The sequence below is a fragment of the Paenibacillus sp. MZ03-122A genome, assembly GCF_024213325.1.
Lineage (GTDB): Bacteria > Bacillota > Bacilli > Paenibacillales > Paenibacillaceae > Paenibacillus > Paenibacillus polymyxa_B.
This window is the reverse complement of sequence record NZ_JANAVI010000011.1, coordinates 1-23,385: the sequence shown is the minus strand read 5'-3', so window position 1 is coordinate 23,385 and position 23,385 is coordinate 1. Positions and strand designations below refer to the sequence as shown.

20 protein-coding genes and 1 tRNA gene are annotated in these 23,385 nt (G+C 47.3%); 14 read left to right on the top strand and 7 right to left on the bottom strand.

What is annotated here, in order from left to right; translation table 11 throughout:
- Positions 1–71: 71 nt before the first annotated feature.
- Complete coding sequence (nasC, locus tag NLX74_RS20275) at positions 72–2,252, top strand: assimilatory nitrate reductase catalytic subunit NasC (RefSeq protein ID WP_254329790.1); 2,181 nt, start codon at positions 72–74, stop codon at positions 2,250–2,252.
- A gap of 123 nt (positions 2,253–2,375) precedes the next feature.
- Here nasC and NLX74_RS20270 read toward each other — a convergent pair whose 3' ends face one another.
- Together NLX74_RS20270 and NLX74_RS20265 are read right to left on the bottom strand one after the other, a co-directional pair.
- Positions 2,376–3,449: an anthranilate phosphoribosyltransferase gene (locus NLX74_RS20270; RefSeq protein WP_254329789.1), complete on the bottom strand. Its 1,074-nt coding sequence runs from the start codon at positions 3,447–3,449 to the stop codon at positions 2,376–2,378.
- Positions 3,450–3,468: 19 nt separating this feature from the next.
- Entirely contained in the window at positions 3,469–4,071 is a 603-nt protein-coding gene (locus NLX74_RS20265) for an ANTAR domain-containing response regulator (protein ID WP_061828979.1), read from the bottom strand.
- Positions 4,072–4,515: 444 nt separating this feature from the next.
- Between NLX74_RS20265 and nirB the strand changes: the two genes are divergently transcribed.
- Positions 4,516–6,948, top strand: a complete 2,433-nt coding sequence (gene nirB, locus NLX74_RS20260; RefSeq protein WP_254329788.1) for a nitrite reductase large subunit NirB — start codon at positions 4,516–4,518, stop codon at positions 6,946–6,948.
- A gap of 12 nt (positions 6,949–6,960) precedes the next feature.
- Positions 6,961–7,290, top strand: a complete 330-nt coding sequence (gene nirD, locus NLX74_RS20255) for a nitrite reductase small subunit NirD (RefSeq protein WP_061828981.1) — start codon at positions 6,961–6,963, stop codon at positions 7,288–7,290.
- 216 nt (positions 7,291–7,506) lie between these two features.
- Here the strand turns inward: nirD and NLX74_RS20250 are convergent.
- A tRNA-Val gene (locus NLX74_RS20250) sits at positions 7,507–7,578 on the bottom strand.
- 141 nt (positions 7,579–7,719) lie between these two features.
- On the opposite strand from NLX74_RS20250, the gene NLX74_RS20245 reads away from it, so the two are divergent.
- Both NLX74_RS20245 and NLX74_RS20240 read left to right on the top strand, forming a co-directional pair.
- Positions 7,720–8,163 carry a GNAT family N-acetyltransferase gene (locus NLX74_RS20245; RefSeq protein ID WP_069289898.1) on the top strand — a complete coding sequence of 148 codons (444 nt, stop codon included), beginning with the start codon at positions 7,720–7,722 and terminating at the stop codon, positions 8,161–8,163.
- A gap of 87 nt (positions 8,164–8,250) precedes the next feature.
- On the top strand, positions 8,251–8,487 hold the full coding sequence (locus tag NLX74_RS20240) for a DUF3892 domain-containing protein (RefSeq protein WP_013371899.1): 237 nt from the start codon (positions 8,251–8,253) through the stop codon (positions 8,485–8,487).
- A gap of 129 nt (positions 8,488–8,616) precedes the next feature.
- Here NLX74_RS20240 and NLX74_RS20235 read toward each other — a convergent pair whose 3' ends face one another.
- Positions 8,617–9,375: an MBL fold metallo-hydrolase gene (locus tag NLX74_RS20235; RefSeq protein WP_254329787.1), complete on the bottom strand. Its 759-nt coding sequence runs from the start codon at positions 9,373–9,375 to the stop codon at positions 8,617–8,619.
- Between the two features lie 200 nt (positions 9,376–9,575).
- Here NLX74_RS20235 and NLX74_RS20230 point away from each other — a divergent pair, with 200 nt between their 5' ends.
- Together NLX74_RS20230 and NLX74_RS20225 are read left to right on the top strand one after the other, a co-directional pair.
- Positions 9,576–10,133 (top strand): hypothetical protein, encoded by a 558-nt coding sequence (locus NLX74_RS20230; RefSeq protein ID WP_013310940.1) that lies wholly within the window; start codon positions 9,576–9,578, stop codon positions 10,131–10,133.
- Between the two features lie 79 nt (positions 10,134–10,212).
- Complete coding sequence (locus NLX74_RS20225) at positions 10,213–10,518, top strand: DUF1292 domain-containing protein (RefSeq protein ID WP_061828984.1); 306 nt, start codon at positions 10,213–10,215, stop codon at positions 10,516–10,518.
- Positions 10,519–10,624: 106 nt separating this feature from the next.
- Here NLX74_RS20225 and NLX74_RS20220 read toward each other — a convergent pair whose 3' ends face one another.
- A complete protein-coding gene (locus NLX74_RS20220; RefSeq protein WP_061828985.1) occupies positions 10,625–12,100 on the bottom strand; it encodes an aminotransferase class I/II-fold pyridoxal phosphate-dependent enzyme in 1,476 nt (491 codons plus the stop codon).
- A 187-nt stretch (positions 12,101–12,287) separates the two neighbouring features.
- Here NLX74_RS20220 and NLX74_RS20215 point away from each other — a divergent pair, with 187 nt between their 5' ends.
- Entirely contained in the window at positions 12,288–13,571 is a 1,284-nt protein-coding gene (locus NLX74_RS20215; protein WP_061828986.1) for an MFS transporter, read from the top strand.
- A 25-nt stretch (positions 13,572–13,596) separates the two neighbouring features.
- On the opposite strand, the gene NLX74_RS20210 is transcribed toward NLX74_RS20215, so the two are convergent.
- Positions 13,597–14,229, bottom strand: coding sequence for a YktB family protein (locus tag NLX74_RS20210; RefSeq protein ID WP_061828987.1), 633 nt, complete (start codon positions 14,227–14,229; stop codon positions 13,597–13,599).
- A gap of 279 nt (positions 14,230–14,508) precedes the next feature.
- On the opposite strand from NLX74_RS20210, the gene NLX74_RS20205 reads away from it, so the two are divergent.
- Positions 14,509–15,108, top strand: coding sequence for a hypothetical protein (locus NLX74_RS20205; RefSeq protein WP_165177417.1), 600 nt, complete (start codon positions 14,509–14,511; stop codon positions 15,106–15,108).
- Between the two features lie 173 nt (positions 15,109–15,281).
- The gene (gene gndA, locus NLX74_RS20200) at positions 15,282–16,688 is read left to right on the top strand and encodes an NADP-dependent phosphogluconate dehydrogenase (RefSeq protein ID WP_013310934.1); all 1,407 of its coding nucleotides are present in this window, start codon (positions 15,282–15,284) and stop codon (positions 16,686–16,688) included.
- A gap of 248 nt (positions 16,689–16,936) precedes the next feature.
- On the opposite strand, the gene NLX74_RS20195 is transcribed toward gndA, so the two are convergent.
- Positions 16,937–17,242 carry a rhodanese-like domain-containing protein gene (locus NLX74_RS20195; protein ID WP_010345522.1) on the bottom strand — a complete coding sequence of 102 codons (306 nt, stop codon included), beginning with the start codon at positions 17,240–17,242 and terminating at the stop codon, positions 16,937–16,939.
- Between the two features lie 269 nt (positions 17,243–17,511).
- Between NLX74_RS20195 and aroA the strand changes: the two genes are divergently transcribed.
- The 4 genes from aroA to ptsP all read left to right on the top strand — a co-directional run bounded on the left by aroA (position 17,512) and on the right by ptsP (position 23,202).
- Entirely contained in the window at positions 17,512–18,804 is a 1,293-nt protein-coding gene (gene aroA / locus NLX74_RS20190) for a 3-phosphoshikimate 1-carboxyvinyltransferase (protein WP_254329786.1), read from the top strand.
- Between the two features lie 33 nt (positions 18,805–18,837).
- Complete coding sequence (locus NLX74_RS20185; protein ID WP_254329785.1) at positions 18,838–19,272, top strand: CoA-binding protein; 435 nt, start codon at positions 18,838–18,840, stop codon at positions 19,270–19,272.
- 304 nt (positions 19,273–19,576) lie between these two features.
- Positions 19,577–21,460, top strand: coding sequence for a glucose PTS transporter subunit IIA (locus NLX74_RS20180; protein ID WP_023989337.1), 1,884 nt, complete (start codon positions 19,577–19,579; stop codon positions 21,458–21,460).
- Positions 21,457–23,202 (top strand): phosphoenolpyruvate--protein phosphotransferase, encoded by a 1,746-nt coding sequence (gene ptsP / locus NLX74_RS20175; RefSeq protein ID WP_254329784.1) that lies wholly within the window; start codon positions 21,457–21,459, stop codon positions 23,200–23,202. The genes NLX74_RS20180 and ptsP overlap by 4 nt, the downstream gene beginning before the upstream one ends.
- Positions 23,203–23,385 lie beyond the last annotated feature (183 nt).

Genomic DNA, 23,385 nt, shown 5'->3' with positions numbered 1-23,385 from the left:
GAGTTGTGGCGATATATCTAGCGTGTGCAGACAATAAAATTACGAAAAATGGCAAAGGGGAGGTGACTTTGATGTGTCAGTCAGGAGAAAGCAAACCGGAAGCTGGGCTACATGTATCGTCAGTAATGGATACGCAGTGCCCGTTTTGCAGCGTGCAATGTAAGATGACCGTTAGCACGGGTACAGAGACACTCGCGGGTATCATCCGTACAGTGTATAACGCGGAAGGGAAGCCTAATGCAGCCTCGCAGGGTAGGCTGTGCATCAAGGGAATGAATGCGCATCAGCATGCGACTCATGCGGAAAGGCTGGTACAGCCTCTCATACGCAAAGAGGGCAAACTTGTTCCCGTCAAGTGGGAGGAGGCATTGGATACTATAGCTAGCAGTTTCTCTACGCTACTGTCCACACAGGGTGCCGATGCAATCGGAATTTACGGTGGAGGTTCACTCTCCAATGAAACGGCCTATTTACTCGGTAAATTTGCAAGAGTGGCTGTAGGTACGCGATATATCGATTATAACGGGCGCTTCTGCATGTCGGCAGCGGCATCCGCTGGTAGTAAAGTGTTTGGCGTTGATCGCGGACTGACCTGCAGATTGGCTGATATTCCATTAGCTCGTTGTATTGTACTCGCAGGTACAAATATCGCTGAATGCCAGCCGACGTTAATGCCTTATTTTCACGAGGCGAAGGAAAACGGCGCGTTTATCATCGTGATTGACCCGCGCGCGACACCAACGGCGGCGGCCGCCGATTTGCACCTACAAATCAAGCCGGGTACGGATGCTGTGCTGGCCAATGCCATGCTAAAGGTCATCGTGGATGAAGGATTTGCGAATGAAGAGTTTATCCGCAAGCGGACCAACGCCTATGACCAGCTGTTGACTCATTTGAAGGGTGTGGATCTGAGCGAATCGGCTGCGTTGTGCGGAATTGAGGTAGAAATGATCCGGCAGGCAGCACGTGCCTTTGGCAGTGTGGAGACTGGCATCGTTTTTACGGCCAGAGGTGTCGAACAGCAGACAGATGGACATATGGCGGTGCGTGCATTTCTTAATCTGGTGCTGGCCACTGGCAAGATAGGAAGGGAAGGATGCGGTTATGGGGCTATCACAGGACAAGGAAACGGGCAAGGGGGGCGAGAGCACGGCCAAAAGGCTGACCAGCTTCCTGGCTACAGATCGATTGAGAATGAAGAAGATCGATTCTATGTGGCGTCCGTGTGGGGAGTTGAACCAAGCGGTTTGCCGGGAAAAGGGGTGTCCGCCTATGAAATGATGGAGCTTGTTCATCAGCGAGAAATCCAAGCTCTGTTCGTGATGGGCTCTAATCCTGTTGTATCTAACCCGAATGTCCGGCTGGTGGAGGAAGCCCTCAAAAAGCTGAATCTGCTGGTTGTGGCGGATATGTTTCTCACTGAAACCGCGCGGATGGCCGACGTTGTTTTACCTGTGACGTCTTATTTGGAGAATACGGGGACGATGACCAATCTGGAGGGCCGCGTTCTGCTACGGGAAGCGGCGAGGCCCGCACCGGGCGAGGCTAGAGATGACTGGAACATTTTGTGTCAGTTGGCTGCAAAGCTAAACAAGGGCAGCTATTTCTCTTACAGGGATGCTGAGCATATCTTTGAAGAACTGCGGCTTGCCAGCCGGGGCGGTCCTGCCGATTATTATGGGATCACATATGACAGGCTGCGTCGTGAAGAAGGAGTATATTGGCCATGCCCGTCTACGGACAGAGCCGGTATGGATATGATGTTTCGGGAAACCTTTGCCCATTCCGATCAAAAGGCTGTTTTTACGGTGGTTGAAAGCTGTGGAGCAGGAGAGGGGATATCAGAGGAGTATCCGCTTATTTTGACGAACGGCCGTGTACTGGCTCATTATTTGACCGGTGCACAAACGCGCAGAAGTCCGTCGCTGGCCGCGCAAGAGATTGAAAATTATGTGGAAATTCATCCGCGGACAGCGCGACGCTGGCATATCAGGGACGGGGAGTGGGTAGAAATAGCATCACAGCGCGGCAGCTTCACTGTCCGCAGCCGGATCAAACCACATATCCGCGAAGACACGCTCTTCGTGCCCATGCATTGGGGTGGGATACAAAATGTAAATCGGGCGACCCGACCCGATCTTGATCCGTTCTGCCGGATGCCTGGCTTCAAAACGGCAGCTGTACGTATTCGTCCCCTTCATCTGGCTGCAGTTGCAACAAGTGCAGATAATGGGGGATGGTCTGAGTTCTAGAGCAGGACTGAGTAAGTGACTTCTTCTTTGCATAAAAGACCAGCCCTCATTGTATGAATGAGGGCTGGCCTTTTTGGGTTGGACAGTTATTGGCCTGCAATCACAGACTGCGTGAGGCCGATATTATAATTGCAATCGGGTTTCGGATATGTTTGCTCCCGTTTTTATTTCTGTTCTGAGCATAGCTTCCCGCCATTGTTTATACAAATTCCAGGCGTCCCCGTTTTCTAGCAGCGGTTTGCAGGTATACAAACCTTCCTCTATGGAGTCGACTCGTCCTGCAACGAACAGTCGGACCGCACTGTTGAGTAACACTTGATTCGAAAAGGCTATAGAAGCTGTACCTTGTAGCACTTCCTCCGTAATGCGCAGTTGTTCAGCGGGGGTCCAGTTATGCTCTGGTACCACCGAATCCAGCCCGTACATTTCTGGATCAATAACCTGTAGTGACACCTCGCCGTTAGCAAGCAGGTAAGTCCGGGTCGGTCGATCGATGAACAGGTCCTCCGATCCTTCGCTCCCCTGGACGATCAGAGCCCTGCGGTAATTGAGATTTTGCATGAGTTTCGCCGTCTTCTCGAACACAGTATTGTGGAAAACGCCGAATACAATATAGGGGGAAGAACCGTAATCAACCAGTTTCTCGGCAGTATTCAGCACCGTGCGAAGCCCCAGCTCTTCGCGAATGGACCGCAGATCTCGCAGGGGCGCGCACCATTGTTCGGAGGCTATGAATAGTACACCAGTCAGCTTCGCGGCATGAATGGCGGTTTCGCGTGTCATGTTCCTGGACGTAACCCCCATTTCCTGCAGTAAAAGCGGTAGCGTAACCCCCCATTTGGGAGGGAGAGGTGCGCTGCCATGCATCGTTACAGGTATTCCGCATGAGGCGAGTACGAAGGCTGTTGCGAAGGTGGTGATAAACGATGACTTCCTGCCATCGTACGGACCGGCAAAATCAATACCTTCCTGCATCGGGAAGCGATGGGTATATTTACGGCAGACGTTTACGAATGCTTCCAGCTCGGCAACGCTCTCCATTTTAATGCGCTCCGCGGCAAAGAAAGCTCCGATTTGAGCAGGGGTTGCCGACTGGGTCATAATAAGTTCGGCAGCAGCTTCGGCTTCGGCATAATTCAGATCTCGGGCGCCTCTTTTGCCACGACCCACTTCTTTTAATATTTCAACGATATTCATGTTCAGGCCCCTTTCAGATTTATGCTTTTAGCATTTGCTGTGCTTTGACGATGGAGATGGCCACATCAACGATACGTTTGCGTTCGTTCATTGCTTTTTTGCGTAGCACATCGTATGCTTCCGCTTCCGGGATGCCGTTTACTTCCCCCAGTATTCCTTTGGCCATATCAATCCATTTGCGTTCTTCCAGTCGAGCGGTCAGTTGCTTGCGTTCACTTTGCCAATGCTGGCGTTCAAAAAAGCGTTTGGCACTAAAATGAAGAGCCCAATTCAGTTCATGGGCTGCCATTGAAGGGGTTAGAATGCCATCGACAGTGACATCAGCTTCACAAGCCTCTGTCGATGATAGCGCTGATTCTGCGCTGCACCACCAGAGCAATGGGACCGCTTTGGCTTGCTCCAGCCTATCACTCCATATGCTGATAGTGCCGACAGGTATGTTTAGTACCGCCGCATCTGCATTAAGGATTAGCTGTTTGATTTCGGATTCATTGCGGCAGGGCAGAGTTAGGTATCCGTTGGACTCTAAAAGGTACTCAGGTCCTGCCTGCCATGAGGAAACGGCGTGTGTCTGCTCAGATACATGGTCAGAATGTAAGTGAATTACCAACAAGGAACGCAAGCGGGCTCCTCCTCTCTGTAACATGAAGGGTGGTTAGGGATGGGATGGTATTCATTGATAACAAATATGACATGGAATTTTATCTGTCAGCTTATTTTTTTAACCATCATCAAATTAAAACGGACTTTTAAACCATTTTGGCGTGTTTTGTTCTGAAAATCAATCCTAATTTTGTAGGAGAGTGATATTTTATACGTCATAGATATGTTACATGGTGATAAAATATAATTTTTTATAAGATATTGCGTAAGGAATGTTGACATATCATTTGAACCATTATATATTAGCTACAGTACTTTTTAATTCCATACTCTGATGGATACAACGGCGTATTCGATGAAACGGCAATGGAGCCTGTTTTCTCATGTGAGGGATATTTTGAATCCCCATATGTGAAGCAGGCTTTTTATGTTTTAAGGATACAAATGGAAGGGGAGTGACCTGATGAACGATATCCAAAAGTTAGTGTTGATCGGCAACGGAATGGCGGGAATACGCACTCTCGAACATTTGCTGAAGCTTGCACCAGGTAGCTATGAAATTACGGTATTCGGGGCCGAGCCCCATCCAAACTATAACCGGATCATGCTGTCCTCCGTTCTGGCGGGAGGGGCTGGTTTGCAGGATATTGTCATCAACGACTGGAGTTGGTATGAAGACAACAATATTCGATTGTATACCGATGATCCTGTCACCGCTATCGATACGGAAAAGCAGCAGGTGACGTCGCGCTCCGGCGTATGCATCTCTTATGATTTGTTGTTGTTGGCAACGGGTTCTAAAGCCTTTATTCTGCCGCTTCCAGGAGCCGACAAGGAAGGTGTTATCGGTTTTCGGGATATTCGTGACTGTGAAACGATGATGGAGACGGCAAAGACGCACAAAAAAGCAGCCGTCATCGGCGGCGGATTGCTTGGGCTAGAGGCAGCTAGGGGGCTGCTTAACTTGGGGATGGACGTCACCGTTATTCATATTAACGGATATATTATGGATCGGCAGCTGGATGAGGCTGCTTCCCTTATGCTACGGCGCGAGCTGGAGGAGCAGGGAATGACTTTTCTGGTCAATAAGCGGACGGCGGCTATTACGGGGCGTCGCCGCGTGGAAGGGTTGAAATTTGCCGATGGCAGCGAGCTGGAAGCAGATCTGATCGTTATGGCGGTAGGCATCAAACCAGACATTGAACTGGCGGTGTCGGCGGGAATCCCTGTAAACCGCGGCATCATCGTAAATGATTACATGGAAACGAATATCCCTGGAATCTACGCCGTTGGCGAATGCGCAGAACACCGGGGAATCACTTACGGGCTGGTTGCTCCATTATATGAGCAAGGTGGTGTACTGGCTCAGCGGCTCGCGGGAATGGAGATTCCCGGCTACAGTGGTTCTGTTACCTCGACAAGGTTGAAGGTATCGGGTGTCGACGTGTTTTCAGCAGGGGATTACAAGGATGAACCGGGAACACGTTCCCTGCGGTATCAGGATGATATTGGCGGCGTCTACAAAAAAATCGTGATCAAGGAAGAAAAACTGATCGGAGCTGTTCTGTTTGGGGATACGTCTGACGGAGCCATGCTGTTTTCTTTGATCAAAAGTGGCGAGTCGGTGGTTGGCCGAGAGAAAGAGTTATTACTTGGCTTCAATCCCGGTCAACCTGAAGCTAGTGGCGCCATGATGCTAGAGCAGATGCCTGATGACGAAATTGTATGCGGATGTAATGGTGTATCCAAGGGTGACATTGGAGAGGCGGTTGCGGCTGGCTGCCGGAGTGTCGGGGAGATTAAGGCATGCACAAAGGCATCGGCATCATGTGGCGGCTGCAAGCCATTAGTGGAGGGACTCTTACAGCTATACGCAGGCGCAGAAGCCGGAGAAACGCTGAAAGAGGGAATTTGTAGTTGTACGACGCTTGACCGGGAAGCGATCATTGATGGCATTCGGGAGATGGGATTGAAGAGCGTCAAAGAAGTGATGAATGTGCTGGGCTGGAACGAACCGGAAGGTTGCACTAAATGTCGACCGGCCCTCAATTATTATCTAGGTATGCTATGGCCGCTGGATTATGAGGATGAGAAGGAATCCAGATTCACGAATGAACGGTACCATGCCAATATACAGAAAGATGGCACCTATTCTGTCGTGCCCCGCATTTATGGAGGAGTTACTTCACCTGCCGACTTGAAGAAAATTGCTGCTGTCGCAGAGAAATACAATGTGCCTCTGGTGAAATTTACGGGGGGCCAACGCCTTGACCTGCTTGGTGTGAAGAAGGAGGATTTGCCGGGGATCTGGGCTGAGTTGGATATGCCGTCTGGATATGCCTATGGAAAGACGCTGCGAACGGTTAAGACGTGCGTAGGTAACACCTTTTGTCGCTTTGGCACTCAGGATGCTATGGGTATGGGCATCCGGTTGGAAAAGGCATTTGAACGTCTGAATGCGCCATCCAAAGTCAAACTGGCTGTATCTGGTTGCCCGCGTAACTGCGCTGAAGCGACGATCAAGGATTTGGGCGTCGTTGCTATTGACGGTGGATGGGGGATCTACGTTGGAGGTAACGGCGGTATTAAGGTTCGGGCAGCTGAACTGCTTTGTACCGTTAAAACTGAGGATGAAGTGATGGAATGGACCGGTGCCTATCTGCAGTATTATCGCGAGCAGGCCAATTGGAACGAACGCACAGCCCATTGGGTGGAACGGGTCGGAGTTGAATCCATCAAACAGGCACTCGCGAATGCAGAGACGAGGAAGCAACTGGTGACCAGAATTGAGGAGACGTTAAGCACGACGACTGATCCGTGGCACGAAATTATTCACAACGAAGAGCTGCGCAAAAATTTTGTGCAACTGCCGGAACTTAAGCCAGTAATGGAATAGGGGGCTGACAAAATGGAGACTAATACGACAACCAACAGAATCAGAATAGCTGATCTGAACGAAATTGACCGACGTGGAGCAAGGACAGTTCGCATTCATAATACAGAGATAGCTGTATTCCGTCTGAGCGATGGCAGCGTGCATGCGCTTGAGAATCGTTGTCCGCACAAAGGGGGACGGTTATCTGAAGGAATGATATGTGGCTCAGCGATCCATTGTCCGCTCCATGACTGGAAAGTTGACCTTTCCACTGGCCAGGTGCAAGAGCCGGATACTGGATGTGTGACTGCTTACCCCACGGAGATTGACAGTGAGAGCGGGGAGGTTTATATCGTAATCTAAGAGTTCTATGCGTATTGTGCTGGAGGTTCTGCTTTTTTTTCTTCTATATAATAGAAGGATCAAGGTGAAAGGCTTTGTTGAAGAAGTAGGCATCATTTTGATTGAAAAATAGGTTATTGACTAAATTTTGGTCAATAACCTATTTTCTTTTCACAGGATAACTGGATTTATCTCGAGACAAACAAAAAAGCCTTGAGTATCAAGGCTTTTGACGAATAGGACGGATGGGGATCGAACCCATGACCCTTACCCTGTCAAGATAATGCTCTCCCGCTGAGCTACCGTCCTGCGGTTACTAGATAATATCATGTATTAACCATATATGTAAAGTGGAAAAATAGAAGTCAGCCTGTACTTCATGAGCATTTATATATATAATTCGAATTTAGTGAGTTTGCAATCTGGAATTAATGATAGGGGGAACAGATGATGGCCGCAGAAATTATAAGTGTAACAACAGAGGAGCAGCTACAGGAGGCAATATCGATCCGTACCAAAGTGTTTGTCGAAGAGCAAAAAGTTCCTCTCGATTTAGAAGTTGATCATTATGACAAGCTGGGAGATACGGCCCATCATTTGCTAATTTGTGAACATGGTGAAATGGTGGCCACTGGTCGGTTGACATACTATGAGGAAGATACAGCTAAAATGCAACGTATTGCCGTCCTCAAGGAGCATCGTGCCGCAGGCTATGGACGTGTATTACTACTAGCACTGGAGGAACGTGCACGTGAATTGGGGCTAAGATACTCGCTGCTAGATGCCCAATGTCAAGCCGAGAAGTTTTACGAAAAGCTCGGTTATGAGACGATCTCCGATGAACCTTTTGACGATGCGGGAATACCGCATGTACGTATGCGTAAAAAGTTGTAGTCGACAGCGTAAGGTGCATACAAATCTGTACAATGTGCATGCTAGTAAAAGTTCCTCCACTATACTATGGATAAGGAGCGATACAGCATGGCTAATACAGAACGGGAGCAAATTACAGCAGTACGTAAAAACGGAGATGGCGACCTTACGTCTTTTCAGACATCTACCGGTCGGATTTTAGATTATAGCCAAGCATTGAATGAGATTGAGGCAGGCTCAATTGCAGGCGTTAACGTGTTCAAGGCCAAGGATGGAAGCAAACGAATTCGGGGAGATGCCGATGGAGATCCTTCTAATAACCTGGATCAACTGCCATTGTTCTGACCTTAACTCGCAACATTAGAATGCAAGTTCATCATTATATTCAAGAACAGCAAGCCGCCTGGCTATCCTTTGTAGGAAAGCCAGGCGGCTTTTGTTAATTGTTCAAGCTGTATTTAGTATGCTACTCTGCTACTCTGCACGTTCCAACTCTGTAAGTTGATATACTCGTTGCTGCTCCAGAAAGGACATGACCCCTGCCTTCTCCCTGAACTGTTCCATATCATCACTATAGTGCATTAGATGAATCCGTTCTTGAAGAGATGGCGCCAAGCTTAGCAGCTCGTCCAATGTCGTATGGACTTCTCCAGCGCCTTGTAATTGAACCTCATGGAGAATACTCCGACATCCTCGTTCATGCACCAGATGATGAAGCAAATTAGGGTCAAAAACCATATCTGCACTATAAAAAAGGCGGTCATTAATGAATATGGAATAACTGTTTTTACCAGGAATATGCCTTGTAGGGATTAGCTCCACCTGAATACCGGATACTAATGTAGTGGGTACACCAGGCGTTATTACGTTTACCTCGAATACATCTTCAAGCTTGTCAATCATACCCTGCTGTGACATTCCGCCCTTGAGTGTATGCTCCCATAAAGGGTAGATTAGTGGTTCGGCAATATAAAGTAGAGGCTTGCGACGATGGAGAATGTTCATTTGAAAACCGAATTCCTCCAAACCTCCGACATGATCTGCGTGAATATGTGTGATTAAAATTGCGTCAATATCAGGCAAAGGGACGCCCATTTGGTGTAATGCTAAAGAAGCGGTTGTACCGCAATCGATCAGCAGTTTGCCTTCTCCGCTGTCCAGCAGCGCGTTGTTGTTGTAATAATGCTTGGCAAAGGCACTGCCTGTGCCAAGCATTTGTATCGTTAGGCTCATTATGGATTTATCCTCCAGACTTTGTGTACTAGGACTTCTACAGTCGTATTTTATCACCTATGCTACCGGAACTAAAGATTTGGCTCCTTATGTAAAAACTTTGGACAATTTGTGAAACACAGCGCAACTTGTGCGGCTGAGCTAGGTATAAATGTACGACAGAAGGTTTTAAACAGATGACGATGGAGGGATTAGTAGTTATGAAATGGAGAAGAGTGATGGCCCTGATGATGGCCTTTTCAATAATGGGAGGGACCGCCATTTCGGCGGAATCCGCCAAGGACCAAGTGCAGTTGATTATTAATGGAGAAGTGTCAAAAGATGGTGCAGTTGTCATTGATGGGAAAACCTATGTGCCCATCCGTGATTTTAACGGACTTGTCAATTTTGATCCATCCGGTGGAAAAGTTGTTTTCGATCAGCCGAACGTGCATATGTTCCTGTTCAAGGGAGATACTGTGTTTGGTAACGTGAATAAAGGCAATAAAGTGAAATTTAATGTATTTAGTCAAATTGATACCTTGAAAACAGATATCTCCGGAGTGAAGGTAGCGATCACCGACCCTTCGGGCAACGTGAAGGATATTCAGTCTCAAGATATCAAAGGAGCGCAAAAGGATAACTTCTGGTTCCGTACGAACGACTTTACGTATGATTTCAAAACAGCAGGGAATTACCGGGTTGGTTTCTATATTAAAGAGAGCAAAGACGGCAGCTATACCTTGGTGTCCGAAAAAGTCATTACAGCGATAAATTAGGCATACCACAAATTGACCTGCACCCTTGATCATGTTACGATACGGGGGAAAATAAAACAATTTGAAGGTAGGTATTTCCATGAGTGATCACAAACATGAACACGGTGAAGCCTGCAACCACGATCATGACCACGAACATGAAGAAATGGTTCTTACGCTAACTGATGAAAATGGTAAAGATGTAGAAATGGTGCTGGTAGAGACCTTTGACGTAGAAGATCACATTTATGCTCTTCTGCTTGAGCGAGGCAATCCTGAAGCGGATGGCATTATTCTTCGTATGGAAGAAGAAAACGAAGAAATGGTGCTTTACAATATTGAGGACGAAGATGAGTGGAAACGTGTAGAAGCCGCATATAGCGAGCTTGTTGCCCAATACGAATAGAATTGGATGTAGCAGCTGTATAGCTCTTTAAGAAAAAAGCCCCCGAATGGGGGCTTTTTTTCTTGACTATCAACATGTTTTTTAAGCATGTGTTGACAGTTCAATATTATGAAATAGCGTCAGTTTCGACGATAACCTTCACCTGATGTACTGTTCGGTCCTCAGGTCCTTTAACAGGCAGGCCTACTTCTACATGATCAACAATATAATCAATATTGTCCTGCGAAATAACTTCTCCTGGCAATAAGATTGGAATACCAGGTGGATACACATAGATGAATTCTGCAATAATACGACCTGCAGATTCTTTGAAAGGCACGATTTCCGTATCTCCATAAAAAGCGTCTCTTGGAATGAGGGAGAGCTGAGGGATATCCGGTATCTTTACAACTAGCTCATGCTCCTGACCTGTGGAATAGTGCAGAGAAGCCAGCTCACGCAGAGCTTTCAACAAAATTTCAATTTCCTCTTTGGTATCACCAGGGGTCACCAAACAGAGAATATTGTACATATCGCTAAGCTCAACCTCGATATTGTAGTGATCTCTCAGCCAATTCTCCACATCGTATCCGGTAAGGCCCAAATGGCGGATATGAACCGTAATTTTGGTTGGATCATAATCATAGGTAGCTTCCGTGCCAAGAATTTCGCTGCCAAAGCAATATAGCCCTTCAATCTTGTTGACCTCTGAACGACAATATTCAGCCAATTCCAGAGCGCGTTGTGCTATTTCATGACCGTTAAGGGCCAGATTACGTCGGGATGTGTCCAACGAAGCCAGCAGAATATACGAAGTCGACGTTGTTGTCAGCATACTGAAAATCGTTTGTACACGCTGTGGGTTAACGTATCCGTTTTTCGTATTTACATTCAGAATTGAGCTTTGAGTCAAGGAACCACCCAGCTTGTGAACGCTTGTAGCTGACATGTCTGCTCCCGCCTCCATGGCGGACATCGGTAGATCAGAGTGAAAATGAATCAGTACTCCATGAGCCTCATCGACCAGGACCGGCACATTATAGCTGTGAGCGAGATCTACAATTTCCTTCAAATCGGCGCACACACCGTAATATGTCGGGTTGATAACAAGGACGCCCTTGGCGTCAGGGTGGCGTTCCAATGCCCGGCGTACGGACTTGGTTGTAACCCCGTGGTGAATACCGAGATTCTCATCACTGACTGGAGAAATAAATACCGGCTTTGCACCAGCAAAGATAATGGCAGACATTATAGATTTGTGTATGTTTCGGGGTACAATAATTTTATCACCAGGTATGCAAATCGACATAATCATGGTGATGATGGCTCCGCTTGTCCCCTGTACACTGTAATACGTATAATCAGCTCCGAAGGCCTCTGCTGCAAGCTTTTGAGCTTCTTCGATGACGCCTGATGGCTGATGCAGATCGTCCAATGGAGCGATGTTGATCATATCTATGGAAAAGGCATTATCCCCCATAAATTCGCGAAATTCCGAATCAGCTCCCACTCCCTTTTTATGGCCTGGGATGTGAAATTGAACCGGGTTGCTCTGAGCATGCTTTTTCAAAGCAGTAAAAAGCGGGGTGTTGCTTTGATTCATTAGTGTTGTCACAACCTTTCGTGCAGGATTTCGACAATCCTGTGCAAGTGATAATAGAACAAAATTGAGTATAGCAGTTTGAAGTAGGAATGCAAGCGATTGAGGGCGCATTTATTTGCGAAAGAGTGGAGTAGGCTGAGAACCCGGTCTATACAGCCAAAAAACGAAGGTGGAGGAAGTGGATTAAATGAGGCAAATAGGAAGAAAAAAAGCTTCGCAGCGGTGGTGGACTCCTTTTTTTACCAAATTGTGGATTTTGGTATTTCTGGTCGAATTTATGAAAGGATCTCTTCTGGTATCCATCCTGCCGGTATATATGGGAGAAACGCTTGGTTTGTCGGCCGGGATTATTGGTTTGGCCTTTTCACTTCAGTATTTTGGAGACAATGCGTTCCGGGCACCGGCGGGCTGGATGGCTGAACGGCTCGGCTACCGTGGAACGATGTCGACCGCACTGTTGTTTACGCTTGTAGCGATTATTATGCTGAGCGTATTGACAGAGCCCGTGTGGCTCGTCGTTGCGTGTCTGCTGCTCGGTCTGGGTACTTCTCCGCTCTGGCCTTGTGTTATGACCGGAACGACCGAAATGTCCGGGCCTAATAACAGCAATGGCGCGGCGATGGGCACACTGGAAATTGCGTCTATGGGTGGAACGGGATTGGGTCCGCTCATTATGAACTTTGCCATATCCCACTATGGGCATTCTTACGGCATGGTGTTCATGATTTTGATAGGATGCAGTATTGTATTGTTGTTGGTTGCTCTTATGCTGCCAGGACCGAAAAGGTCTCCTGATAAAGGTGACCTCGAACAGAGCGCTCTAGTGTCGTCTGATGGGTACACAAAGCAGAAACAGCAAATTCTGAAAGGAATCCAGGAGACGATCGGTGTGCTCAAAACAAAGCTTAACGTCAATCCGTTAATTTACCCGGCGCTATTTTTGCAGTCTTTTGTTATCGGTTTGATCAGCCCCGTACTGACGCTGTACGCTCGGACGGACCTCGGGATTTCACCAAACCTGTACAGCGTGCTTCTGATTGCAGGCGGTGGAGTGACTGTGCTGGCACTGATCCCTTGTGGCAAGTTGGTCGACAGACTTGGAACGGAGTATTTTCTACATGTTGGCTTTTTGCTAGCCGGAATTACGCTGTTTTTCTTCTCAATCGTTCGATCTATTCCGCTGGTGTTTGTATCCGTGGCGCTTATTGGTTTGGGATATGCGCTCATTTTGCCTGCATGGAACACCTTTCTTGCCCGATTGATTCCGGAAAGCGAGCGAGCAACGGTGTGGGGCTTTTTTTTAACACTTCAAGGCTCCGGCATGGTTATAGGCCCGCTCGTTTCAGGAGTGCTATGGGACCGTGCCGGACACACAGCTCCATTTATCATCAGTGGGGTCGTGATGCTGCTCATGTTTGGCTGCCACCTGGCTCTGGCGCGCAATCCACGCAGGAAGACTGTGGAGGCCTGAGTATCGCCCTGAAAAGCGACAAGAGCTACTCTTTCGGGAAAGCCATTCGGTACAGCGGCAGCAAACGCTCAAAGGTGGAACGCACTGCTTGCAGTAACGCAGCTCCGTCACTGGCAAGTGGATCTTCTCGGTCAATACGGATTCCACACATGACCTCCGCTTTTTTTACCTGTTGCAGCTTATGGATGATCGTTTGAAAATCTTCATTATCCATGTGTTGTTGTTCTGTGCCTTCTGGAGCCATATGATCCATGGACCAGTAAAAATGATCAGGCAGGTTAGAGCGCACATCGCTCAGATTGGCTTCGAGTGCCTGGGCAAATGTAGCTTTGTTAGGACTTTCATAAATAATTGCAAAAATAACGAATAGGTGGGAAGCGAACATACCTACCTCAAAATGCGGCAGTGCCTTGTACCCGCGCTTATTTGCCGCCCAGGCTACCCAAGTATCTTTGGGGGGATTGACTTTGCGTCGTGCATGCTTGGCGACGTGAACGTGCATAGGCTCTCCACATAAGTCCGTCAGAAATGGGGCTAATTCCTCGCCAATTGCCTCCAGCTTGGGCCGAACCTGCTGAATCAGCACTTCCATACGAGGCTCCAATCCCGGTATTTCAAAAACATCGAAGTCCTTTGCAGTAAATCCACTAAATGTCATTCCTTTTCCTCCTGTAACTGGGTTAAGCCATAACGTGTGGCGTAATATGTCCAATTATAGCATAATGCCGCTGGGCTTGGCCGACTTTAGACTAGGTTTGAAACAAGCATATAAGGCAAAAGTAGGATTGTTCGCTGTTACTCATAAAAATAGGTCAAATAACCAAGTACCCTTACATAAAATGAAGTATAAAATAGAGCAAGGGAAGATCAAGCGGGAAAGCCGCAGGCTTGCTGTAGCCGGACTTCTTGAATCGGACTTGAAAAAGGAGGGAATGCCGTGAACAAGGGCTGTGAGGTAGAATATTGCAATCTAGAGCTCCGGTTTAGCCGTCGGCATATCCATAATCTGATCAAGGATTTGATATCGGAAGGGTATTCGCTGTACTGGAGCGAGGATGAGTCGTACCTGGTTTTGTCGGTGAGAACCGGGCGCAAGCTGGTGAAGCTCCGGTTTCAACAGCTGCGCACAGGACACTACAAGTTGGCTGGAGATTATGTAATCCGCGATGCCAAGCTGGCTGAATGGTTGGAGAAGCTGATTGGAAGCACCCGAGGTCATGCCATTGTCAAAAGAGTCAAGGATCATCATATTTTGGTAGAAAATATTTTATTTGGTGAGGTCATTCGTCTGGTCGAGGTTACAGGCTTTAAGCAGCGTGTCATTTATCAGAAGGGACCGGTGCTGTCCGCACAGGAAATGGAGGATATGTACGCTTCCAATGAAGGAGAAACCCGACTGCTGCTGCTTAAAATGGAAGTGGACGATGAATTGGAGAAGCTGTTCATAGCAATGACAGACGGAGATAAGGCTAAAATCGGGAATTGCCATGAACGCCTGCAAACGCTATCCCACCAACTGCTGATGATGGAAGCGTAGTACATCTGAACACCTCATGTAAATGGGGTGTTTTGATCTGTGAATAGACAGGGGTTCACTTCTTACATCAAAAACGTTAAAATAGAAGTGCACGTGTTCCGATTCACATAAAGTGTAATGCGGTAAAGCGGCGATATAGAAGACAAAATATGTTGCAAAGGATGAGGAACCAGATGGCAAAACAGCAAATTGGTGTGATCGGCCTGGCGGTAATGGGTAAGAATTTAGCCCTTAACATTGAGAGCAGAGGCTTCACCGTCTCGGTTTTTAACCGCTCTCCAGAAAAAACGCACGATCTTATCAAAGAAGCAGAAGGTAAAAAACTGACGGGTACTTTCTCTATTGAAGAATTTGTGAACTCATTGGAATCCCCCCGTAAAATCCTGATCATGGTTCAAGCTGGTAAAGCAACAGATGCCACGATTGAACAGCTTGTGCCTCATCTGGACAAGGGCGACATTATTATAGACGGAGGCAATGCCTACTTCCCTGATACACAGCGTCGCAGCAAGGAGCTGGAGGAAAAAGGACTTCGCTTTATTGGTACAGGCGTATCCGGTGGTGAAGAAGGTGCCTTGAATGGTCCTGCTATCATGCCGGGTGGACAAGAAAGTGCCTATAAACTGGTAGAGCCGATTCTAACGGCAATCTCTGCTAAAGTGGAAGGCGACCCTTGCTGTACATATATCGGTCCTGACGGTGCTGGTCACTATGTAAAAATGGTGCATAACGGTATCGAGTACGGCGACATGCAATTGATCGGTGAAGCGTATCACTTGTTGAAATCAGTCCTGAATGTGAATGCGGAAGAGCTTCATGAAATCTTCACGGAATGGAATAAAGGGGAACTGGACAGCTACCTGATCGAAATTACAGCTGACATTTTCTCTCAGTACGATGCTGAAACAGGCAAGCCAATGGTAGACGTTATCTTGGATGCTGCTGGTCAAAAAGGTACAGGTAAATGGACAAGCCAAAGCGCGCTGGATCTGGGTGTGCCATTGTCCATGATTACCGAATCCGTATTCTCCCGCTTCTTGTCTGCTATGAAAGACGAGCGCATTGCGGCAAGTAAAGTGCTGAGCGGTCCTAATGCTGAGTCCTTCAGCGGCGACAAAAAAGAATTTATCGAAAGTGTACGTAAAGCACTGTTTGCAAGTAAAATCGTGTCCTATGCTCAAGGTTTCGCTCAAATGCGTGCAGCTTCCGATGAATATGATTGGGATTTGAAATACGGAAAAATCGCTATGATCTTCCGCGGCGGTTGCATTATCCGCTCGCAATTCCTGCAAAACATCAAGGATGCATATGACCGCGATCCTGCCTTGAAAAACCTGTTGCTGGATTCTTACTTCAAAAATGTAGTTGAAACGTATCAAGATGCATGGCGTCAAGTGATTTCCGTGGCTGTATCCCAAGGTATTCCAGTGCCTGGCTTCTCCAGCGCGCTTGCATACTATGACAGCTACCGCACTGAGCGTTTGCCAGCAAATCTGCTGCAAGCACAACGTGACTACTTCGGTGCCCATACGTTCAAACGTGTGGACAAAGAAGGCGTATTCCATCATCAATGGTTCTAATGAACGGACGGATATGCATGAATAGCATTATGTAATACAACGGAAGCTTTTTTGCCCTATGGGTAGAAGAAGCTTCCGTTTTTTAATTTATAATTATGGATACGATTATGATGGCAGTAGAGGATTGTGTAATCTTTTGGCGCTATGGTATGATAGGGACAAAATATTTTAATGCATTACCGCGTCTAAGCTTTGAGTCAAAACAAAAAAGACGAGAAGGTTCCCGTCTCTTTTGTTAAGTAGGTTTTCTATTGCTCCTGTGACCATTGCAGCATGCCGCCAGTCATGTTAGTACAGCCTTCATAACCTAGCTGCTGTAGATATTCGCAGGCTCGTTCACTGCGGTAACCGCTCCGGCAAATAAAGATAATTTCACCGGTGCGTTCAATTTCTTCAAGACGACCCGGAAGCTGTCCGAGCGGAATGTGCTTGGCACCTTCAATCATGCCTTCCGCTACTTCTTCCGCTTCGCGGACGTCGATTAATTGCAATTGCTCTCCTGCTTGCAGACGTGCGCGCAACTCAGAAGGTTCAATCAGGGCGATTTGCGTCATGGCCGGACCTCTTTTCTGATATATATTGGGTGCTACGTATGTTTTTGACGTGTGCAAAATGTCACACACACTCTATGTATGATAGCTAAGCTATCTCCGGGCTGTCAATCCGCTTAATCCTAAAGGCAGGTATAGATTAATTAACCGGCGGGATTCACTCGGGTGACCTAGATTAATATTTCTTATTTTTTGGGTGGAGAAATGAATGCTACAACTTGTATAATTAACGTAAAATAGCATGGTTTGAACCGAAAAGGAGCATGTACATTATGGATGTTATCGTTAGACCTACCCCTTCCTTGCAAGGAGAGATTGGGGCCCTGTCCTCCAAAAACTACACTACTCGTTATCTGCTCACTGCGGCACTTGCTGAGGGACAAAGTACCATTTATTATCCAGCTCATAGTGAAGACAGTGATGCTATGCGTCGTTGTATCGCCGATCTGGGTGCAGTACTGGAAGAGGATGATGAAAAAATAGTGATTACAGGTTTTGGTAGCCATCCTCAAGCTGTGAAGGAATTGAATGTGGGAAACGCAGGAGCGGTGCTCCGTTTTTTGATGGGTATTGCATCTCTTTGTCCGGATGTTACATTTGTTAATACATATCCCGACTCATTGGGCAAGAGACCACATGATGATTTAATCGATGCATTGGGGCAACTGGGCGTGAAAGTAGATCATCGTGAAGGTAAGTTGCCAATTCGTATTCAGGGTGGTCAGACGAAGGGCGGTAAAATTCAGGTGTCCGGCTCGGTTAGCTCACAATATTTGAGCGCCCTGCTATTCCTTACGCCTTTACTGGAGGAAGACAGTGAAATCGAAGTGCTGCATGATTTGAAATCCAAGGTGGTCATTGGGCAGACCCTGGAGGTATTACAAGAGGCTGGTATTATCATTCATGCAAGCGATGATTACATGTCTTTCCGTGTCCCGGGGCGGCAATCTTATCAGCCACGTACGTATACGGTACAGGGAGACTATCCAGGGAGTGCAGCGGTGCTGGCGGCGGCTGCAGTAACGAATTCCGATGTTACCATCCATCGTCTTAAAGAGCAGAGCAAACAGGGAGAACGCGCTATTGTAGATGTGCTGCGTATGATGGAAGTGCCACTGACACATGAGAACGATACCGTCGTTGTGAAGGGCAATGGCCGATTGAAAGCTGTTGAGTTTGACGGTGATGCTGCAACAGACGCTGTGCTTGCAATGGTGGCTGCGGCTGTATTTGCTGAAGGCACGTCCCGTTTTTATAACGTGGAGAATTTACGGTATAAGGAATGTGACCGCATTACCGATTATTTGAATGAGCTGACCAAGGCTGGAGCTCGGGTAGAAGAACGTCAAGCGGAAATTATCGTACATGGCAGACCGGAGGGTGTCGAAGGTGGCGTGGAAATTAACGCGCACTTTGATCACCGTGTTATTATGGCCTTGACGATTGTTGGTTTGCGCGCACAGAAGCCGTTAGTGATTAAGGACGCACATCATGTCGCCAAATCGTATCCGCAGTATTTTGACCATCTAACGACGCTTGGTGCTTCTGTAGAATGGGTAAAATAAAAACAAACGAAGATGCGAATAGGAGGGAACAGAATGGCTTTTGAAAATCCGTCGAGAGAAGAGATTAAAAGCATTTTGGAACAAGTAGGAAATATTGCGGTTGTTGGTTTGTCTGATAAATCGGACCGTACCTCATACATGGTTTCTTATGCCATGCAGAAGCGGGGATACCGGATTATTCCAGTTAACCCTGCGGCGGCAGGGCAAACGATTCTTGGGGAGACTTGTTATGCCAGTCTTGCTGAAGTACCTGACCCTGTGGAGCTGGTCAATGTATTCCGCCGCAGTGAATACTGTGCAGAAGTTGCGCGTGAAGCAGCTACTATTGGAGCTAAGATTTTGTGGCTTCAACAGGGAATTATAAGCCAGGAAGCCGCTGACATTGCGCAGGAGCATGGAATGACGGTTATTATGGATCGTTGCATTAAGGTCGAGGACTCAGTGACCCAAGCTGTACGTAAAGGATAAACATGGATCAGTGATCTGTGCTATACGCAGATGAATAAAAACCTTCTTCCCTTGCTTCACAGGGTTGAAGGTTTTTGGTGCGAAACGAGGAATATGGTACAGTATATTATACTTTCATGAATCCATATAATGTATGTATGTCTTGATGATGAAATAGCTCTAAACGAATTCATAGTGTTATCTGTTGTGATGATAAAGTTTTTGACCTGTAGTAGCGTAAATAAATATTTTGGCAGATGGAATCATTGCTTTGACAAAAGTATTTATTCGGCTTACCATCAGGGATAGAAAGGAGAGGAATGCCATGAATTGGCTCGGATCCTTACAACAGCTCGGTCGTGCTGTCATGCTCCCGACGATGGTGCTACCAGCCGCTGCAATATTGCTAAGTCTCGGCAGCCTTCCTTGGTCCACATGGGGATTCCCTATGGTGTCTGATATGGCAAATGCGGCTGGACACGGGATTTTTTATTTTTTGCCATATTTATTTGCGGTTGGTGTTGCCCTGGGTATGTCGAATCAGGCAGGTCAGGCGGGACTGGCAGCATTGGCTGGTATGGCTATATACGATCAGGTCACATTGAGATTTGGAAACGGACTCATTCAACCGGCGACGCTCATTGGTATCATTTTGGGGGTCATTTCAGGGGTGGCCTATAATCGCTTCAAAAGCATCAAATTGCCCGAGGTGCTTCAATTTTTTGGAGGTACCCGATTTGTTCTGCTGCTTATTGGTCTCTTCTCGGCTGTGTTTGCAGGACTCATGCTAATTATTGCCCCACTCATACAGAGAGGGCTGCAATTTATAGTAGGTCTGGAATCAAGCTTGGGCGGCTTTGGACTGTTTATCTACGGTATTCTATACCGGTTGCTGGCGGCCTTTGGTCTGCACCATCTGCTTAATAATATTTTTTGGTTTCAACTGGGTACATATAAAACGCCGTCTGGCAACGTTGTGCAGGGCGATTTACCCCGGTTTTTTGCTGGCGATCCGACAGCGGGCTATTTCATGTCCGGGTTGTTCCCCATTATGATGTTTGCCATCCCTGCCATTGCGCTGGCGATCATTCAGGAAGCGCGTGAAGATTTGAAGCCAAAGGTGCAAAAAACATTTTTGACAGCTGCGCTTGTTTGCTTTTTTACTGGAGTGTCGGAACAGATTGAGTTTGCCTTTTTGTTTGCTGCTCCTTATTTGTTCCTCGTTCATGCAGTTATGTCTGGGCTGGCCATGTGGCTTACCTTTGAGCTGGATATTCATCACGGATTTTCCTATTCGGCGGGTTTTATAGATTATGTGCTTAATTTTCATCTCTCACATAACGCCTGGTTGTTAATTCCAGTGGGGGTGGCGTACGGGCTTGTGTATTATGTACTGTTTCGATGGGCTATCCGGCGGTTCCGTATTCCAACTCCTGGGCGCGAGGAAGGTTCAGTTCTGGAGGATTGGGCCGGCAATATTCCTTATAGTGCTCCGCTTATTTTGGAAGCACTTGGCGGTAAGGAAAATATTGTGCAGGTAGAGGCCTGCATCACACGTTTGCGGCTGACCGTCCACAATGACAGGCTGATTGATACCGGAGCGATGAAGGCTTTGGGATCGGCCGGACTTATCAATCTGGGTGGGGGTAATTTGCAGGTTGTATTCGGAACGTATTCAGAACTGATTCGTGAGGAAATCGCGAAGCTGATGGAGCGTGATCTCCCTCAAATTTTGTTCAACGCTCCTGTACATGGAAAAATGCTACCGATTCATGAAGTGCCTGACAAAATTTTTGCGACGAAGCTGGTCGGGGACGGTGTTGCTTTTGTTCCTGAACGCGGTGAACTTGTTTCTCCGGTGTATGGTACTGTGATGCATTTGTATCCGACTATGCACGCTTTAGGCATCTCCACACGAGAAGGACTTGAAGTTCTACTTCACATCGGGATTGATACTTCACAGCTAAAAGGGAATTTTACTGCTATGGTAGAAGCAGGCGATACGGTGGAACCGGGGCAATTGCTGATCAAATTTGATTTGCAGGCGCTGCGAGAGCAAGCTCCATCGCTGGTGACTCCTATGGTCATCACGAATCCGGATCGCGTCAAGTCGTGGAGCTTTGCTCCGTTTAAAACAGTGAAAAAAGGTCAGGCCTCGGTAATGTCCGTTGTGCTGCATGACAGGAATGTTGGAGGGGTAGAAACATGATAGAAGGCATCGGCGCCGCAGCAGGTGTGGCAATCGGGAAGGCATTTGTCCTGCCGAGCTGGGAGTGGGATTTACCTGATCAAAAAATGGATGCGGTAGATCTTGCAAAGGAATTTGAACGTTTGTATGAAGGGATACGCACATCCAAAAGTGAAATCCAGTTTATTAAGGATGAGTTTCGAGAGATGGTGGGGCCAGAAGAATCCAGCATCTTTGATGCTCATCTTGCGATATTGGAAGATCCGGAATTCATGAATGAAATTCGTGGAATTATTGAGCGTCAGTACAAGGCGGCCGAGGTGGCCGTGAAGGAAGCCATTGATCATTTTGTGACAATGTTTGATTTACTGGACGATGAATATATGAAGGAGCGGGCAATCGATATCAAAGATGTGGGGAACCGACTGCTCAAGCATTTGCTGGGTGCACCGGAAGTGACTCTTCCCAAGGACACACAGCCCTATATTCTGGTAGCCAAGGAGCTCTCACCCTCCCAATCGGCACACTTGAATCCTAGCTATGTTTTAGGGATTGTAACTATGAATGGTGGTAAAACATCGCATTCTGCGATCATGGCCCGCGCACTTGGTATTCCACTTGTTTCAGGACTGGAGAGCAATCTGAATTTGCCCGTTCAAACGGGAGATATGATGGTTGTGGACGGAGACCTGGGCAAAGTTTATGTGAATCCGGAAAAAACGGTAACTGACCATTATAAAATTTTGCGCGACGAGCAGCGACGCAGAAAAGAGCAGCTTCAGGTACTTGCTTCTGTAGATGCCGTGACCAAGGATGGAACCACCCTGAGGCTGGCGGCCAATATTAGTTCGATTAAAGAGCTGGAGGCAGCTTTGAAGCATGGCGCTCAAGGTGTAGGACTGTTCCGCACGGAATTTTTATACATGGATCGCAAATCTGCTCCAGATGAAGAGGAACAGTATGAAGTATATCGGCTGATAGCGGAAAAGGCAGGAAACCACTCCGTAGTCATCCGTACATTGGATATCGGTGGAGATAAGCCGTTGGACTATCTTCAACTACCAGAGGAAGAAAATCCTTTTCTAGGTTACCGTGCTATACGGATCAGTCTGGATTGGAAGGAATTGTTTAAAACCCAGTTGACTGCAATTTTGCGAGCCAGTGCAATGGGAAATATCAAGGTAATGTATCCGATGATTTCATCCGTGGAGGAGGTCCGCCAGGCAGATGCTCTTTTGAAGGAGGCTATGGCGGATTTGGATGCAAGAGGACTTGCCTATAATCCGAACATTCAGCGAGGAATTATGATTGAGGTACCGGCTGCGGCGATGATCGCTGATCTATTGGCAGCTGAAACAGATTTTTTTAGTATCGGAACGAATGATCTGGTTCAGTATGTGCTGGCTGTAGACCGTATGAATGAGCAGATTGCACATATGTACCATCCATACCATCCAGCTGTACTTCGAATGCTGCGCATGACTGCACAAGCGGCACATCAAGCGGGAATTGATGTGAGTGTATGTGGTGAGATGGCTGGAGATGAACGGTCCGTTCCTCTTTGGCTGGAACTGGGGATACATCAACTCAGCATGTCTCCCCAATCATTATTGCGGGTCAAGCATCGTGTGCTGAATACGACTGCATCTGAGGCAAAGACAGTCGCTCAGGTTTGCTTTGGCATGTCCACTGGTGCAGCGATCGAAGACAAGCTCACTGCAGCTAATGTCAGCTGCACTCCGGCCGGGCCTGGACGACAGTAATATCTAATGTCCGTATACATCTTCAGGAGGAGCCGAACTCCGTACTGTTAGGTTTGTCGTAGCATGGTTTAGACGAAAAAGAACCTTTAAAACCACTTTATTCATGGGGAACTGACCCCATAACGTGAGACAAATCAAAACACCTTCAAGAGAATCAAGCCATGTCGTAAGATATGGAGATAA